Origin of the sequence: Bradyrhizobium sp. AC87j1 (assembly GCF_002936975.1) — a bacterium.
Lineage (GTDB): Bacteria > Pseudomonadota > Alphaproteobacteria > Rhizobiales > Xanthobacteraceae > Bradyrhizobium > Bradyrhizobium shewense.
Map to the genome: position 1 here is coordinate 1 of NZ_PTFE01000146.1, position 15,017 is coordinate 15,017.

Sequence of the window (15,017 nt, forward strand, 5' to 3'; positions counted from 1 at the left end):
GGCGACGGCGTGGGCGTCGGGGTCGGGGTCGGCGTAGGCGTCGGGCTTTGCGCGAAGACTGGCGACGGGGCCGACATCATCACGACGATCGCAAACGCCGTCGCGATCGCTGCCGCGACCCTGCGGACGCGGTCCAGCCCGATCGTCTGCCGTGTCCCGGAGGGCTGCGATGTGCAGCACATGACGACAAATCCCGAAGCAAATGGCGGCGCGCAAAAATGCAACACGACGCGCAGCCGCATGCGGCGATTTGTGCTGAACTGCCACGTAGCGTCAATCGGTTGCAGTGCTGAGACAGGGGCTATTGCCCTCGATTGTGGTTCCGCGGCCACAGGTCGGAAATTGCAGAACGGCACAATCCGCCCGCCCTTGAAATTTACGCGCGGCTTGCTAACGGGCGATTTTCATGTTGCAATGTTGGACACAATCGGAATTGGCCGCTCTGCTGTGCGTTTCGCGACATTGAGATTCAAGACTCGAACAGACTCCCGGAAGCCCGTTTGTGGCGTGGCACGCGAAAAGCGGCCGCGTCTTTTTTATATCTAGTGGAGGAGACTGAGGATGCCGCAAAAGGGCACCGTCAAATGGTTCAACCCGACCAAGGGCTACGGGTTCATCAAGCCGAACGGCAGCGACAAGGACGTGTTCGTCCACATCTCCGCCGTCGAGCGTGCCGGACTCTCAACCCTCAACGAGAACCAGGTGGTTGAATACGACCTCGTGGAGAACCGCGGCAAAGCATCCGCGGAGAACCTCAAGGTCTCCTGAATTCTCTCAAAGCCAAGCGCGAGAGATCATGACGTTGCCCCCGGCTCTGCCGGGGGATTTTGTTTTGGGACGCCCATCGCAGAAATGCGCGTCAGCTCACCACTGGCGCCACCAGGAAATTCTCCGACGCGGAGCTTCCCGCCGTCTTGCAGACATCACCCTCGATCCGGACCTTGCCGGTGGCGAGCAGCCGCAGCGCTTCGGGATAGATGCGGTGCTCGACCTCGAGGATGCGCTCCGACAGCGTATCCCCCGTGTCGTGATCGCCGACGGGAACCGCGCCCTGCATTACGATCGGGCCGGCGTCGGTCTCGGGGATCACGAAGTGCACCGTCGCACCGGACAGCTTGACGCCGGCGCGCAAGGCCTGGCCGTGCGGATCGAGGCCGGGGAAGGACGGCAGCAGCGAGGGATGGATATTGAGCATCCGCCCGTACCAGGCCCTGGTGAACTCGGCCGTGAACAGGCGCATGAAGCCGCCCAGACAAATCAGCTCGATACCGTGCTGGTCGAGCGCCGCCTGCAGCACCTTTTCGAAGCCGGCGCGGTCCTTGCCGAACGGCTTGCTCTCGATCACCAGCGTGTTCACGCCGCTTGCCTTGGCCCGTTCGAGGCCGAGCGCATCGGCCTTGTTCGAAATGACGAGCGAGATCTCGGCCGGGAAATCCGCAGCAGTGGCGGCCCTGATCAGCGCGGACATGTTGGAGCCGCGGCCGGAGATCAGGATGGCGACGCGGCGCTTCATCACAGCGCCAGTCATCAGAGCGCCATGTCGAGATGGCCGTTGTAGACGACGCGGTGCTCGCCCTCGGCCGGGATCACGGTGCCGAGCTGCGCCACGGTCTCGCCGGCATCGGTGAAGACCTGCATGACCTCGTCGACCTTGTCGAGCTCGACGATCGCGATCATGCCGATGCCGCAGTTGAACGTGCGCAGCATTTCCAGCTCGGCGATGCCGGCCTGCGCCGCCAGCCATTTGAACACCGGCAACACCGGCAGGCGGGCCAGGTCGATGCCCACACCCAGATCCTTCGGCAGCACGCGCGGAATGTTGTCGGTGAAGCCGCCGCCGGTGATGTGGGCAAGCCCCTTCACCGCGCCGGTCTCGCGGATCGCGCGCAGGCAGGATTTAACGTAGAGCTTCGTCGGCGTCAGCAGCGCGCCGCCAAGGGTCATAACGGGAGAAAAAGGCGCCGGCGCCTCGAAGCCGAGGCCCGATTGTTCCACGATCTTACGCACCAGCGAGAAGCCGTTGGAATGCACCCCCGACGAGGCAAGGCCGATCACGGCGTCGCCCGCGGCGATATCCTTGCGCGGCAGCAGCGTGCCCCGCTCCGCAGCACCGACGGCAAAGCCGCCGAGATCGTAATCGCCGTCCTTGTACAGGCCGGGCATCTCGGCGGTCTCGCCACCGATCAGGGCGCAGCCGGATTCGCGGCAGCCCTCCGCGACGCCTGCGACGATCGAGGCCGTCGCCTCCGGATCGAGCTTGCCGCAGGCGAAATAGTCCAGGAAGAACAGCGGCTCGGCGCCCTGCACCACGAGGTCGTTGACGCTCATGGCCACGAGGTCGATGCCGATCCCGCCATGCAGCCCGGTCTCGATCGCGATCTTGACCTTGGTGCCGACGCCGTCGGTCGCGGCCACGAGGACCGGATCCTTGAAACCGGCCGCCTTGAGGTCGAACAGGCCGCCGAAACCGCCGATCTCGGCGTCGGCGCCCGGCCGTGCGGTGGCGCGCACCATCGGCTTGATCAGGTCGACCAGGCGATTGCCCGCATCGATATCGACGCCTGAATCGGCGTAAGTGAGGCCGTTTTTGCGGTCGGTCATGCCCGATTTCCAGTGGGTTCGCGGCTGGTTACGTCGAATTCCGGGGACGCGCAATGGCTCGCATGGCGCACCGCCGTATACTATGTAGAGATATCAACCGGTTCAGCCTCCCGAGAGGCCGGATTCGAGGTCAGACCGGGTGCCGGGAAGCGCTTTCGTGAGTATTCCGAATATCATTACCCTGGGCCGCATCATGCTGGTCCCGATCATCGTCTGGGCCATCGTGTCGAGCCAAATGGAGGTGGCGTTCGCCGTCTTCCTGATCGCTGGTATCAGCGACGCCGTCGACGGCTTCCTGGCCAAGCGCTTCAACATGACGAGCGAGCTCGGCGCCCTGCTCGACCCGCTCGCGGACAAGGCGCTGCTGGTCTCGATCTACATGGCGCTCGGCATCTGGGGCGCAATTCCGCGCTGGATCGTGATCCTGGTGGTCTCGCGCGACATCATGATCGTCGCCGCCGTGATCGTGTCCTGGCTGTTCGACCGGCCCGTCGAGATGAAGCCGTCGAAAGTGTCCAAGCTCAACACCGTGGCACAGGTGGCGTTCGCGGCCCTCGTGCTAGCGGCGCTTGCCTTCGGCTTCAAGCCGGCCCCTTATGATATCATCCTGATGGGCCTCGTCACGGTCTTCACGCTCTCCTCCGTGTCGCTCTATCTGGTCGAGTGGCTGCGGCACATGAGTACGATCGAGGCCAAGTAGCACGATCGAGGCCAAATGAGAGGCGATGCGGCCCCGTAAGGCCAACTCCCGCTCGATACGTCCGACCTCTTCAAATGACGCCGGCGCGCCGGCATGGAGCAAAACAAGCGTGCCAGGCCGCGTTCACCCCCGACAATTGGCGTTTTCGCTTCCGCATGCGGAGAGCCTCAGCCGGGACAATTTCCTCGAAGGCCCCGCCAATGCGGCCGGTCTCGGCCTGATCGACAGCTGGCCGGAATGGCCGAACCGGATCATGTGGCTGGCCGGCCCGGAAGGAAGCGGCAAGAGCCATCTCGCCGCAATCTGGGCCGAGGAGGCCGGCGCCCGCTCGACCACGGCCAATGCGCTGACCGCCGCGTGCGTTCCGGGCACGCTCGCCACCGGCGCGCTGGTGGTCGAGGATCTCAAGGCCAGGGAATTTGACGAACGCGCCCTCTTCCACCTGATGAACCTCGCCCGCGAGGATGGCGCCTACGTCCTGTTCACCGGACGCGAGGTGCCGGCCTCGCTGGAGATCGAGCTTCGCGACCTGCGCTCGCGTCTGCGCGCCGTTCCGGTGGTCGCGTTGCTACCGCCCGACGACCAGCTGTTCCGCGGCCTGATCGTCAAATTCTGCGCCGACCGCCAGCTCACCGTGGACGAGAGCGTGGTCGGCTACCTCGCCACCCGCCTGGAGCGGTCCTCGGCCGCCGCCCGCCAGGCCGTGGAATTGCTCGACAGCGAAGCCCTGCGGCTTGGCCGCCCAGTCACCCGGGCCTTGGCCGCCGAGTTGTTGCGGGACGCCTAACCTGCGCCTCCAGACCACGCGAAGCCCGCTTGACGCGGCGGAGCGGCGGAACATCAATGTCATCGAAACGTCATCGCTCTAACACATGCTCCGGCCGGTTTTGCGCCGCAAGTCGCAAATTGGGGCGAACTGGATGGACCGACTTCTGATGGACTCTGCGCAAGCTGTTGAAACTAAAGAAAAAGCCCCAGAGACCGAGAGCCTGCCGGCGATCGCATCGAGTCCCGAGCGATTCATCAACCGCGAGCTCTCCTGGCTGCATTTCAACCGCCGCGTCCTGGAGGAATCGGTCAATCCCAGCCACCCCATGCTGGAGCGGGTGCGATTCCTGTCGATTTCGGCGAATAATCTCGACGAGTTCTTCATGGTCCGCGTCGCCGGCATCAAGGCCCAGGTGCGCGAGGGCATTGCCGAACGCAGCCCCGACGGCCTCACGCCATCCGAGCAGCTCGCGCTGATCAACCGCACCGTCTCCGAACTCGCCTCCGACCAGCAGGCGATCTGGCGCGATTTGCGCGGCACGCTGGCCGATGTCGGCATCGTGCTGGTCGAGGGCAAGGATGTCACCAAGGCGGAACGGACCTGGATCGAGGACTACTTCCTCAGCAACGTGTTCCCGCTGCTGACGCCGCTGGCGATCGACCCGGCCCACCCCTTCCCGTTCATCCCGAGCCTCGGCTTCACCATTGCGCTCCAGCTCACGCGCGCCGCCGACGGCAAGCAGATGAACGCGCTGATCCGCATGCCCGGCAAGATCGACCGCTTCATCCGCCTGCCGGCCGACGGCAAGGTGGTCCGGCTGATTTCGCTGGAGCAGGCGACCGCCCTGTTCATCAACCGCCTGTTCCCCGGCTACAATCTGCACGGCCAAGGCGCCTTCCGCATCATCCGCGACTCCGAGCTCGAAATCGAGGAAGAGGCGGAAGACCTTGTCCGCCTGTTCGAGACCGCGCTGAAGCGCCGCCGCCGCGGGTCGGTGATCCGGCTCGAGATCGATGCCAAGATGCCGGAGCAGCTGCGCAGCTTCGTGCAGCACGCGCTGTCGGCCGCTGACGACGAGGTGTTCCTGGTCGACGGTGTGCAGGCGATGAACGAGCTCTCGCAGCTCACCCGCCTCGACCGGCCCGACCTCGAATTCACCCCTTACGTACCGCGCCACCCCGAGCGCGTGCGCGAGCATGGCGGCGACATCTTCGCCGCGATCCGGCAGAAGGACCTCGTGGTCCATCACCCCTACGAATCCTTCGACGTGGTGGTGCAGTTCCTGCAGCAGGCCACGCGCGACCCCGATGTCGTCGCGATCAAGCAGACGCTCTACCGCACCTCCAACAACTCGCCGATCGTGCGCGCGCTGGCGGAAGCCGCCGAGGCCGGCAAATCCGTCACGGCGTTGATCGAGCTGAAGGCGCGCTTCGACGAGGAAGCCAACATCCGCTGGGCACGCGATCTCGAACGCGCCGGCGTGCAGGTCGTATACGGTTTCCTCGAACTGAAGACGCACGCAAAACTCTCGATGGTGGTGCGCCGCGAGGGCGGCAGCCTCACGACTTACGTCCATACCGGCACCGGCAATTATCACCCGGTCACCGCGCGCATCTACACCGACCTCTCCTACTTCACCTCGGATCCGACCATCGGCCGCGACGCCGCGCGCGTGTTCAATTTCATCACCGGCTATGCCGCGCCGAGCGATCTGGAAAAGATGGCAGTGTCGCCGCTGACCTTGCGCAAGCGCATCATCGAGCACATCCAGGGCGAGACCGCGCATGCGCGCCACGGCCGCCACGGCGCGGTCTGGATGAAGATGAATGCGCTGGTCGACCCCGACATCATCGACGCGCTCTACGAGGCCTCCCAGGCCGGCGTGCAGGTCGAGCTCGTGGTGCGCGGTATCTGTTGCCTGCGCCCCGGCATTCCCGGCCTGTCCGAGAACATCCGCGTCAAGTCGATCATCGGACGCTTCCTGGAACACGGCCGAATCTACTGCTTCGGCATGGGCCAGGGCCTGCCGAGCGCCAAAGCGGCTGTGTATATCTCCTCAGCCGACATGATGCCGCGCAACCTCGACCGCCGCGTCGAGGTGCTGTGTCCGCTGCAAAATCCGACGGTGCATCAGCAGGTTCTCGAACAGATCATGGTCGCGAATCTCAAGGACAATGAGCAAAGCTGGCAATTGTTGCCGGACGGGTCCTCAACGCGTATGAAGACCGCGAAGGGCGAGGAGCCTTTCAACGTCCACAACTACTTCATGACAAATCCGAGTCTGTCTGGCCGTGGAAAGTCGCTCAAGGAATCCTCGCCGCGTCGTCTCACGCGCCGGAACGAACGCCATCAATCCTGATCCGGGATGTTCGACGTGAAGCGGCCGCGCAAGCGCGGCTCGAGCGTCGCGGTCATCGATATCGGTTCCAACTCGGTCCGTCTCGTCGTCTACGAGGGACTGACGCGGAGCCTCATTCCGATCTTCAACGAGAAGACGCTGTGCGGCCTCGGACGCGAGGTGCAGAGCACCGGCCTGCTCGCGCCTGATGCCGTCGACAAGGCGCTGACCTCGCTGAGGCGCTTTCGCGCATTGTGCCGCGTGATGCAGGTCGGGCGCGTGTTCGCGATCGCGACCGCGGCCTGCCGCGACGCCTCCAACGGCCCCGACTTCATCGCGAAGGCCGAGCGCATCTGCGCCGTGAAGATCGAGATCCTGTCGGGCCCGCGCGAGGCGCGGCTGTCGGCGCTCGGCGTGATCTCCGGCATCCATCATCCCGACGGCATCGTCGGCGACCTCGGCGGCGGCTCGCTGGAATTGATCGACGTGCGCAGGAACAGCGTGCGCAGCGGCGTGACGCTGCCGCTGGGTGGGCTCGCGCTGCAGGACCTCGCGCATAAATCGCTCAAGCGCGCCGACCGCATCGTGCGCGAGGAGCTCGACGAGGTGCCGCAGCTCACCGCGGGCCGCGGCCGCACCTTCTACGCCGTCGGCGGCACCTGGCGCGCGCTCGCGCGCATTCACATCATCCAGAGCGGCTATCCGCTCCAGGTGATGCACGGTTATTCGATTTCGGCCGCCGAGGCGCTCGATTTCTCGCGTCGTCTGCGTCGTCTTGCGGCAGCGGACATGCTCGCCGACATCGAGAGCGTCGCCGATGCCCGCCGCCCTCTCCTCACCTATGCGGCGCTGGTGCTCGAGCACATCATCCGGGTGGCGAAGCCGAAGACGATCGTGTTCTCGACCTTCGGTGTGCGCGAGGGCCTGCTGCACGAGAAGCTGTCGGAGCCGGAACGCAACAAGGACGGCCTGATCTGCGCCGCGGAAGAGCTCAACCAGCTGCTGTCGCGCTCGGCCAAGCACGCCCACGAGCTGATCGCCTGGACCGACCGCCTCGCGCGCGTGGTAAAGCTGCGCGAGAGCGAGGAGGACCGCCGCTTGCGCCACACCGCGTGCCTGCTGTCCGATATCGGCTGGCGCGTGCATCCCGATCACCGCGGCGAGCAGACGCTGAGCCTCGTCGTCAACGGCAATTTCGGCGCGATCACCCACACCGAGCGTGCCTTCGTCGGCCTGTCGGTGTTCTATCGCTATGCGGGCCTGAGCGAGGAAAACCAGCCGCCGGTCACCATGCAGGAGCTGCTGACGCCGGCGCAGCTCGAACGCGCGCGCCTCTTGGGCGCTGCGTTCCGCGTCGCGCACCTGATCTCGGCGGCACGTCCGGGCGTCCTGCCGGCCACGCATTTACGCAGCCAGGGCCGCAAGCTGATGCTGGTGTTCGAGCACCGCCTCGGCGACCTCGTTGCCGACCGCGTCGGCAGCCGCTTCCGCGCACTCGCCCGCCTGGTCAGCCGCGCCGGCTCGATCGTGCGGCGCTAGCGCATGATCCGAAAAAGTGCGCAGCGGTTTTCCGAAAAGATCATGCTCTAACAATAAACTAAAGCGCAACGAGACTAGTGCAAGCGACAGGCATCTGCACCGACATCTACTTCGCGACGAATCGGCTGCCATTCCAGCGCAGCTTCCGGCTGGTTCCGTTGCGGTCGAGGAGCTCGACGAAGGCCTGGTTGTTGACGGATGACAGTCGGATGTCATAGGTGCGCACCGTGAGCACGCGGCGGTATCGGCCGGCCCTCGCGACATACACTTCGTGAAGACATCCCGCGGAATTGCAAAGAACGGCTCTGCTGCGGCATTGAAAATCGTCGAAGTGAAGGGCCACGAACTCGGCGCCTGGCACGGTCAGATAGAGCGCAAAATGTTGGGCGGCCGCTATCGAGCCCCCGCACGCAGCGTTCCATATCTGCACCTCTGCGCGGATTTCGTCCGGGAGCATGTCAATGTGCGCGGGGCTCCAAGGATCCTGCGCCGTTCCACTGTGGGAAAGCGCGGGCTGCACGAGAGCAAGCGCCGCAATGACACTGCTCAGCAGTGTGCACAAGAGTCTGCTCAATTTCACGACTTTGCTCCTGCGTAGTTCAGAACAGCATTGGCTGTTGCGCCCCGCGATAAGCAAACCACCCGGAGCCCACCTCGGCCCACAGCCGGATCGATGCCATCTCCGTCGCGCCTCATGCAAAAATATCCTGCGCAGGCCAAGCACGCTTGATGCACATCAACCCGCCACCGTCGCGCCGGCGTTAGCGAGGTACAAATGCTGCGCTCCGGACGACTTCCGCCATGCAACTGCCCCATGGGATTTTCCCACGCTCGGAGCGCGACTGCCCGTGCTCTCCTAGCGCTTGTATTGAGTCTTTGGCCCTGCGCGCCGAATGCGCAGGACGAAGTGAAGCTCAGCGATGCGCAGGCGCGCAATCTCGGCGTCCGCGTCACCCATCCGGTCGCGAGCCGGACCGATCTGACGCTGCCCTATCCCGTCCAGATCGTCATCCCGACGCAGCAATTGTGGGTCGTCAGCGCGCCGGTGGCCGGCATGGTCGCCAATCTCCTGGTCGGGCGCGGTGACCGCGCCATGGCCGGCCAGCCGCTGGTCACACTGGAGAGTCCGAGCTTCGTCTCCCAGCAACGCGACTATCTGCACGCGATCGCGCAGGAGCACCTCGCCAGCCAGCAGCTCAATCGCAACGTGGATCTGTTCGAAGGCAAGGCCGTGCCGCAACGCGTGCTCGAGGCCAGCCAGGCCGAAGCGCGCCAGGCCGCCCTCGTCGTCGCCGAACGGCGTCAGATGCTGCACCTGAGCGGGATGTCCGACGATGCAATCTCCCGGCTGGCCCAGCAAGCGGCGATCAGCGGGACGCTCACGGTCAATGCACCGCAAGCCGCGTCCGTGGTCGAGCTCGCGGTCTCACCAGGGCAGCGGCTCGAACAATCCGCACCGCTCGTCAAGTTGGCGCGGCTCTCGCCGCTATGGGCGGAAATCGCGGTCCCTGCCGCCAATATTCGAGCGATCCGTACCGGCGCGAAAGTCGAGATCGAGGGCTATTCCACCCCGGGCAGGGTCGTGTTGGTCTCAGAGACCATCGATCCTGCCACCCAGACTATTCTGGTTCGCGCGGAAGTCCCCAACGACGGCGAGCTGCATCCCGGCCAGACTACCGCGGCCCGCATCGGATTTCTCTCGACCGGCGAAAGCGCCTGGGAGATCCCTTACAGCGGGCTGGTCCGGCGGGGCGAGCAAACGTCGGTCTTCGTCGCCTTTGACGGCGGCTTCCGGCTGGTGCCGGTCAAGCTGCTTGCGGAAGATCAGGACCATGTGGTCGTAGCGGGCGCCGTCTCGGACCGGGATGAGATCGCGATCGGCGGCATCTCGGCGCTTCGCGGCATCCTCTCCGGACTGGGGCAGTAAATGCTCCGGCGTCTGGTTGCGTTCGCACTGTCGCAGCGACTGTTCGTCATGCTCGGCGGCGTGCTGCTGGTGATCGGCGCCGGCGCTGTCCTCCTGCCCGGCCTACCGATCGATGCCTTTCCTGACGTTTCGCCGGTTCAGGTCAAGGTCATCATGAAGGCGGCGGGCCTCACTCCCGAAGAGGTCGAGCAGCGCATCACCGTTCCCGTCGAGCTCGAACTGCTCGGATTGCCGAACAAGAAGGTGCTTCGTTCGACCACGAAATACGCGCTGGCAGACATCACCGTCGATTTCGAGGACGGCACCGACATCTACTGGGCGCGCAACCAGGTCTCGGAGCGGCTGTCGAACATCTCGCGCGATTTCCCCGATGGGGTGAGCGGCGGTCTGGCGCCGATCACGAGCCCTCTCGGCGAGATGTTCATGTTCACGATCGACAGTCCCGAGCTGTCGCTCGCGGAACGCCGCACCCTGCTCGATTGGGTGATCCGCCCGGCCGTGCGGACCGTCCCCGGCGTCGCGGACGTCAATGCGCTCGGCGGCTATGTCCGCGCCTTCGAGATCGTGCCGCGCAACGATGCGCTGGCCGCGCGCGGCATCACCTACGATGTGTTTCGCCGGGCCATCGAAGCCAACAGCCGCAACGACGGCGCCGGGCGGGTGAACCAAGGCGAGGACAGCGCCCTAGTGCGGATCGAAGGCAGCATCCGCTCGATCGAGGACATCAAGGCCATCGTCGTCGACACCCGCGAGGGCGTGCCGATCCTGGTCAACGACGTCGCGAGCGTCAAAGTCGGGACGCTGACCCGCTATGGCGCCGTCACGGCGGACGGCCGCGGCGAAACCGTCGAGGGACTGGTCCTCGGCTTGCGCGGCGCCAACGCGGGTCAGCTGATCCGTGACGTGCGTGCTCGGCTCGCGGAACTGCAACCCTCGCTGCCGAAGAGTGTGTCGATCAACGTGTTCTATGACCGCAGCCGCCTGGTCAACCGCGCCGTCGGCACCGTGGTGCGGGCCCTCGGCGAGGCCACCGCCCTCGTCATCGTCCTTCTGCTGCTTTTCCTCGGCAACTGGCGGGCCTCGCTGGTGATCGCGCTCAGCCTGCCGCTCGCCATCGTCATCGCCTTGATCGTCATGCGCGTGGTGGGAATGTCGGCCAATCTGATGAGCCTCGGCGGACTTGCGATCGCGATCGGCATGCTGATCGACGCGCTGGTCGTCGTGGTTGAGAACATCGTCGGCAACCTCAGCAAGCACGAGCCGGGCAAGGCCACTCCGCTGATCCACCTGGTTTACCGTTCGGTCTGCGAAGTCCTGGAGCCGGTCGCCTCGGGCGTGCTCATCATCATCATCGTGTTCGTCCCGTTGCTGACGCTGCAGGGGTTGGAGGGCAAGCTGTTCATCCCGGTCGCGCTGGCCATCATTTTCGCGCTGGCCGGCTCGCTCCTGCTGGCGCTCACCGTGATCCCGGTCGCAATCTCCTTCGTGCTCAAGTCCGCGTCACATCGCGATCCCCTGCTGGTGCGTGCGGCCCAACGGATCTACGCGCCGGCACTGGACTGGGCCCTCAACAACGAGCGCAAGGTGATGGCTGCGGCGCTGATCGGCCTCGTCGCGGCGGGCTTCGCCTATACCAAGCTCGGCAAGACCTTCATGCCGACCATGGATGAAGGCGACGTCATCGTCAGCGTGGAGACGCTTCCGTCCGTCAACCTCGACGAGTCGCTAGCGATGAATGCAAGGCTGCAGACCGCGCTTCTGGCCGTGCCTGATATTGCCGGCATCGTCGCGCGAACCGGGTCGGACGAGCTTGGCCTCGACCCCATGGGCCCCAACCAGACCGACACGTTCCTCGTGCTCAAGCCGGCCGCCGAGCGCGCGACCGACAATCGCGAGGCCCTGCTGCAGAAGCTTCGCGAGGTCCTCACCGGCTTCCCCGGCATCTCGCTCAGCTTCACCCAGCCCATCGACATGCGCGTGCAGGAGATGATCAGCGGCGTGCGCGGTGACGTCGCCGTCAAGATCTTCGGCCCCGACATCGCCAAGCTGAACGAAACCGCGGCAAAGCTGTCGGCGATCCTGTCCAGCATCGACGGTGCCGAGGACGTCTACACCACGCTGAACGAAGGCGCTCAATACTACACGGTTGCGGTCAACCGCATGGAGGCCGGCCGCCTCGGCCTGACGGTGGATTCCATCGTCAACTCGCTGCGGACGCAGATCGAGGGCCGGACCATCGGGACCGCGCTCGAGGACGGACGCCGCACGCCGATCCTCATCAGGGGCAGCGAGACGACGCGGGAAGCGCCGACGCTGCTGGCGAGCCTGCCGCTCACGCTCGCCTCCGGACGGCACGTCGCGCTGTCGCAGGTCGCCCGCATCCAGCGCGTGGACGGCCCGGTGAAGATCGACCGCGAGGACGGCGCCCGCATGAGCGTGGTGCGCGCCAACATCCGCGGTCGCGACATGGTCGGCTTCGTCGAAGCGGCCCGCCGGAAGGTGGCGACCGAACTCCCGCTGCCCAACGGTTACCGGCTGACCTGGGGCGGGCAGTTCGAGAACCAGCAACGCGCCGCCGCGCGCCTATCCGTCGTGGTCCCCGTCGCGATCGGCCTGATCTTCGTGCTGCTCTTCACAACATTCGGTGCCATCCGCCAGGCCCTGCTGGTGCTCGTCAACATCCCGTTTGCCCTGATCGGGGGCGTCTTCGCGCTGGTCGTGACGGGCGAGTATCTATCGGTGCCGGCTTCGGTCGGATTCATCGCGCTGCTCGGCATCGCCGTGCTCAACGGCGTCGTGCTGGTCTCCTACTTCAATCAGCTCCGCGCCCACGGCCTTGCCGAGGATCGCATCGTCGTCGAAGGCGCCATGCGCAGGCTTCGCCCCGTGCTGATGACCGCGAGCATCACGGCGCTGGGCTTGATCCCGCTGCTGTTCGCCTCCGGCCCGGGTTCCGAAGTACAGCGACCGCTCGCAATCGTCGTAATCGGAGGACTGCTGTCCTCCACCCTGCTCACCCTGATTCTCCTGCCGATTCTGTATCGCCGCTATGGCGGATCGTCGAAGGTGGCTAAATGATCGAGCAGCCGGTCTGTCTGACGCTGATTGTGCCGCATCTCCTCCGCGAGGAGGTGTTCGACTATCTCACTGAGCAGACCGACCTGGTTTCGGGATTCACGGCATCGCACGGAGCCGGTCACGGCACTGAGATCCGTTTGCATACGGCCGCCGAACGCGTGAAGGGCCACGCCGATCAGGCCGTCGTGCAGGTGGTGCTCGCAGGGACAGATGCCGGCCGCTTGCTCCACCGTCTGCGGGTTTCGTTCGCCGGAACCAAGCTGGTCTACTGGACGATACCCGTGACGGAACTCGGCACGATCGACTGAGCGGGCCTACTCCGCCGACGCCCTGGCGTGCCGCTCGGACGATTCCAGTGCGGCGGCAGTCAGCTTGCGGCGGCGCCAGATGGTGCCGACCACCAGCACGACGACGACGCCGAGAGCTGCGCAGAAATATTCGCCGCCGGCTCCGCCATGGCCGAATTGCGGCGGGATGCGCAAGGCGCCGAGCATGCTGTCCAGCGAGGCGCCGAACGGGCCGTCGAACAGCGTGTGCAGCTTCGGCGCGACACCGGGATCGGTCGCCATCACCTCGCCCGCGATCCAGCCGAGCAGCGCAGCACCCGCCCAGACCAGCACCGGCAGCTTTTCGAGCAGCGCCATGATCAGCGCCGCACCGGCGACGATCAGCGGCACGCTGATGGCAAGGCCGAGGATCAGGAGCGGCACGCTGCCATTGGCGGCGGCTGCGACCGCAATGACGTTGTCAAGCGACATGACGATGTCGGCGACCACGACGATCTGGATGGCCTGCCACAGATGCGAGGCAGCGTCGACGTCGTCGTCCTCGTCATGCTCCGGCACGAGGAGCTTGGCCGCGATCACGATCAGGGCGAGACCGCCGATCAGCTTGAGGTACGGCAGCTCCATCAGGGTTGCGACGATGCCGGTGAAGATGATCCGCAGCAGCACTGCGGCGCCGGCACCGAAGATCATGCCCCACAGGCGGTGTCGCGGCGAGAGGCCGCGGCAGGCGAGCGCGATCACCAGCGCGTTGTCACCGGACAAAAGGATGTTGATCCAGATGATCTTGCCGACCGCAATCCAGAAGGTCGGTTCGGCCATCTCGTTGCGAAACTGGGTGAAGAATGCCCCGATCGTCGCGGGATCGAAGATCTGCCAGAGCCAGCTCACAATACGTCCTTCCCCGTCGATTTAACTTATCAGCCGATGGATCAGCCGACGATCTCGTTGCCCGAGAAGAACTGCGCGATCTCGATCGCGGCAGTCTCCGGCGCATCCGAGCCGTGCGCGGAATTCTCGCCGATCGACTTGGCGTAGAGCTTGCGGATGGTGCCGTCGGCGGCCTTCGACGGGTCAGTCGCGCCCATCGCGTCGCGGTACTTGGCGATGGCGTTCTCGGCTTCCAGCACCTGGACGACGACCGGGCCGGAGGTCATGAACTCGACGAGCTCGCCGAAGAACGGCCGCGCCTTGTGGACGGCATAGAAGGTCTCGGCCTGTTCCTTGGTCATGCGGATGCGCTTCTGCGCGACGATGCGCAGGCCCGCCTTTTCGATCACGGCGTTGACGGCGCCGGTCAGATTACGCGCGGTCGCGTCGGGCTTGATGATCGAGAAAGTGCGTTCGATGGCCATAATCTTGTCCTTGGGAAGAAAAGCGGTGGTTGTCGAGTTGCCGGGCTTATATCGGCGCCTTTGCCATCCGGCAAGCGATCGCCGGTATGACGTCACAGGCGCTTCGCCGCAGGACCGGACCCTGCGGTTTCAATCTGGATTACGACAATTTCACCCAGATGAACCCAATCTGAAGCCCCTGTCAGGATTCGGTTCAGCCTTGCCTGCGTAGGGTTGGCCCCATCGAAACCGAAGCCCGATCACTGGGCGGACCGTTTCGGCGGCCTTTCCATCGGACGCGATAGCCCCGCGCCGGCAGTATTGAGGAGATCACCATGTTGAGGAAACTTTCGCTTGCCGCTGTCGCTGCGGTTGCGCTGGGTGCCGCGCTGGCGCCGACCTCGGCTTCCGCCCACTGGCATGGTGGCGGCCCGGGCTGGCACGGAG

At 65.2% G+C, this 15,017-nt stretch carries 14 protein-coding genes and 1 pseudogene; 10 read left to right on the forward strand and 5 right to left on the reverse strand.

The genetic code is table 11. From position 1 onward, the window contains the following. Window positions 1-546, forward strand: a 546-nt coding sequence (locus CV770_RS43975) for a hypothetical protein (protein ID WP_201760213.1), incomplete at its 5' end; no start/stop codon positions are given. A 15-nt stretch (window positions 547-561) separates the two neighbouring features. Beyond that, window positions 562-768: a cold-shock protein gene (locus tag CV770_RS38105; RefSeq protein WP_007591938.1), complete on the forward strand. Its 207-nt coding sequence runs from the start codon at window positions 562-564 to the stop codon at window positions 766-768. Window positions 769-859: 91 nt separating this feature from the next. Here the strand turns inward: CV770_RS38105 and purN are convergent, their stop codons facing one another. Then, window positions 860-1,513: a phosphoribosylglycinamide formyltransferase gene (gene purN, locus CV770_RS38110; RefSeq protein WP_201760214.1), complete on the reverse strand. Its 654-nt coding sequence runs from the start codon at window positions 1,511-1,513 to the stop codon at window positions 860-862. A gap of 14 nt (window positions 1,514-1,527) precedes the next feature. Then, the gene (gene purM / locus CV770_RS38115; RefSeq protein WP_104465987.1) at window positions 1,528-2,601 is read right to left on the reverse strand and encodes a phosphoribosylformylglycinamidine cyclo-ligase; all 1,074 of its coding nucleotides are present in this window, start codon (window positions 2,599-2,601) and stop codon (window positions 1,528-1,530) included. A 157-nt stretch (window positions 2,602-2,758) separates the two neighbouring features. Between purM and CV770_RS38120 the strand changes: the two genes are divergently transcribed. The 4 genes from CV770_RS38120 to ppx all read left to right on the forward strand — a co-directional run bounded on the left by CV770_RS38120 (window position 2,759) and on the right by ppx (window position 7,947). After that, on the forward strand, window positions 2,759-3,301 hold the full coding sequence (locus tag CV770_RS38120; RefSeq protein ID WP_025035876.1) for a CDP-alcohol phosphatidyltransferase family protein: 543 nt from the start codon (window positions 2,759-2,761) through the stop codon (window positions 3,299-3,301). Window positions 3,302-3,410: 109 nt separating this feature from the next. Next, entirely contained in the window at window positions 3,411-4,088 is a 678-nt protein-coding gene (locus CV770_RS38125) for a P-loop NTPase family protein (protein WP_104465988.1), read from the forward strand. Between the two features lie 148 nt (window positions 4,089-4,236). After that, window positions 4,237-6,429, forward strand: a complete 2,193-nt coding sequence (locus tag CV770_RS38130) for an RNA degradosome polyphosphate kinase (RefSeq protein ID WP_201760215.1) — start codon at window positions 4,237-4,239, stop codon at window positions 6,427-6,429. A 15-nt stretch (window positions 6,430-6,444) separates the two neighbouring features. Continuing rightward, window positions 6,445-7,947, forward strand: coding sequence for an exopolyphosphatase (gene ppx, locus CV770_RS38135; protein WP_104465994.1), 1,503 nt, complete (start codon window positions 6,445-6,447; stop codon window positions 7,945-7,947). Window positions 7,948-8,053: 106 nt separating this feature from the next. Here the strand turns inward: ppx and CV770_RS38140 are convergent, their stop codons facing one another. Next, complete coding sequence (locus CV770_RS38140) at window positions 8,054-8,527, reverse strand: hypothetical protein (RefSeq protein ID WP_146101437.1); 474 nt, start codon at window positions 8,525-8,527, stop codon at window positions 8,054-8,056. Window positions 8,528-8,761: 234 nt separating this feature from the next. Here CV770_RS38140 and CV770_RS38145 point away from each other — a divergent pair, with 234 nt between their 5' ends. Genes CV770_RS38145 through CV770_RS38155 form a run of 3 tightly spaced genes read left to right on the forward strand, consistent with a single transcriptional unit; the run spans window position 8,762 to window position 13,260 of the window. Further along, a complete protein-coding gene (locus tag CV770_RS38145; protein ID WP_502693638.1) occupies window positions 8,762-9,874 on the forward strand; it encodes an efflux RND transporter periplasmic adaptor subunit in 1,113 nt (370 codons plus the stop codon). Beyond that, window positions 9,875-12,952, forward strand: a complete 3,078-nt coding sequence (locus CV770_RS38150) for an efflux RND transporter permease subunit (RefSeq protein ID WP_104465991.1) — start codon at window positions 9,875-9,877, stop codon at window positions 12,950-12,952. It abuts the gene before it with no gap. Further along, window positions 12,949-13,260, forward strand: coding sequence for a DUF3240 family protein (locus CV770_RS38155; RefSeq protein ID WP_104465992.1), 312 nt, complete (start codon window positions 12,949-12,951; stop codon window positions 13,258-13,260). The genes CV770_RS38150 and CV770_RS38155 overlap by 4 nt, the downstream gene beginning before the upstream one ends. Before the next feature lie 6 nt (window positions 13,261-13,266). Here the strand turns inward: CV770_RS38155 and CV770_RS38160 are convergent, their stop codons facing one another. Then, window positions 13,267-14,127: a TerC family protein gene (locus CV770_RS38160; RefSeq protein ID WP_091955017.1), complete on the reverse strand. Its 861-nt coding sequence runs from the start codon at window positions 14,125-14,127 to the stop codon at window positions 13,267-13,269. A gap of 41 nt (window positions 14,128-14,168) precedes the next feature. Further along, the gene (gene ndk, locus CV770_RS38165) at window positions 14,169-14,591 is read right to left on the reverse strand and encodes a nucleoside-diphosphate kinase (protein ID WP_018317541.1); all 423 of its coding nucleotides are present in this window, start codon (window positions 14,589-14,591) and stop codon (window positions 14,169-14,171) included. A 314-nt stretch (window positions 14,592-14,905) separates the two neighbouring features. On the opposite strand from ndk, the pseudogene CV770_RS43685 reads away from it, so the two are divergent. Next, window positions 14,906-15,017, forward strand: a pseudogene (locus tag CV770_RS43685) (sulfur globule protein precursor); the annotation flags it as partial.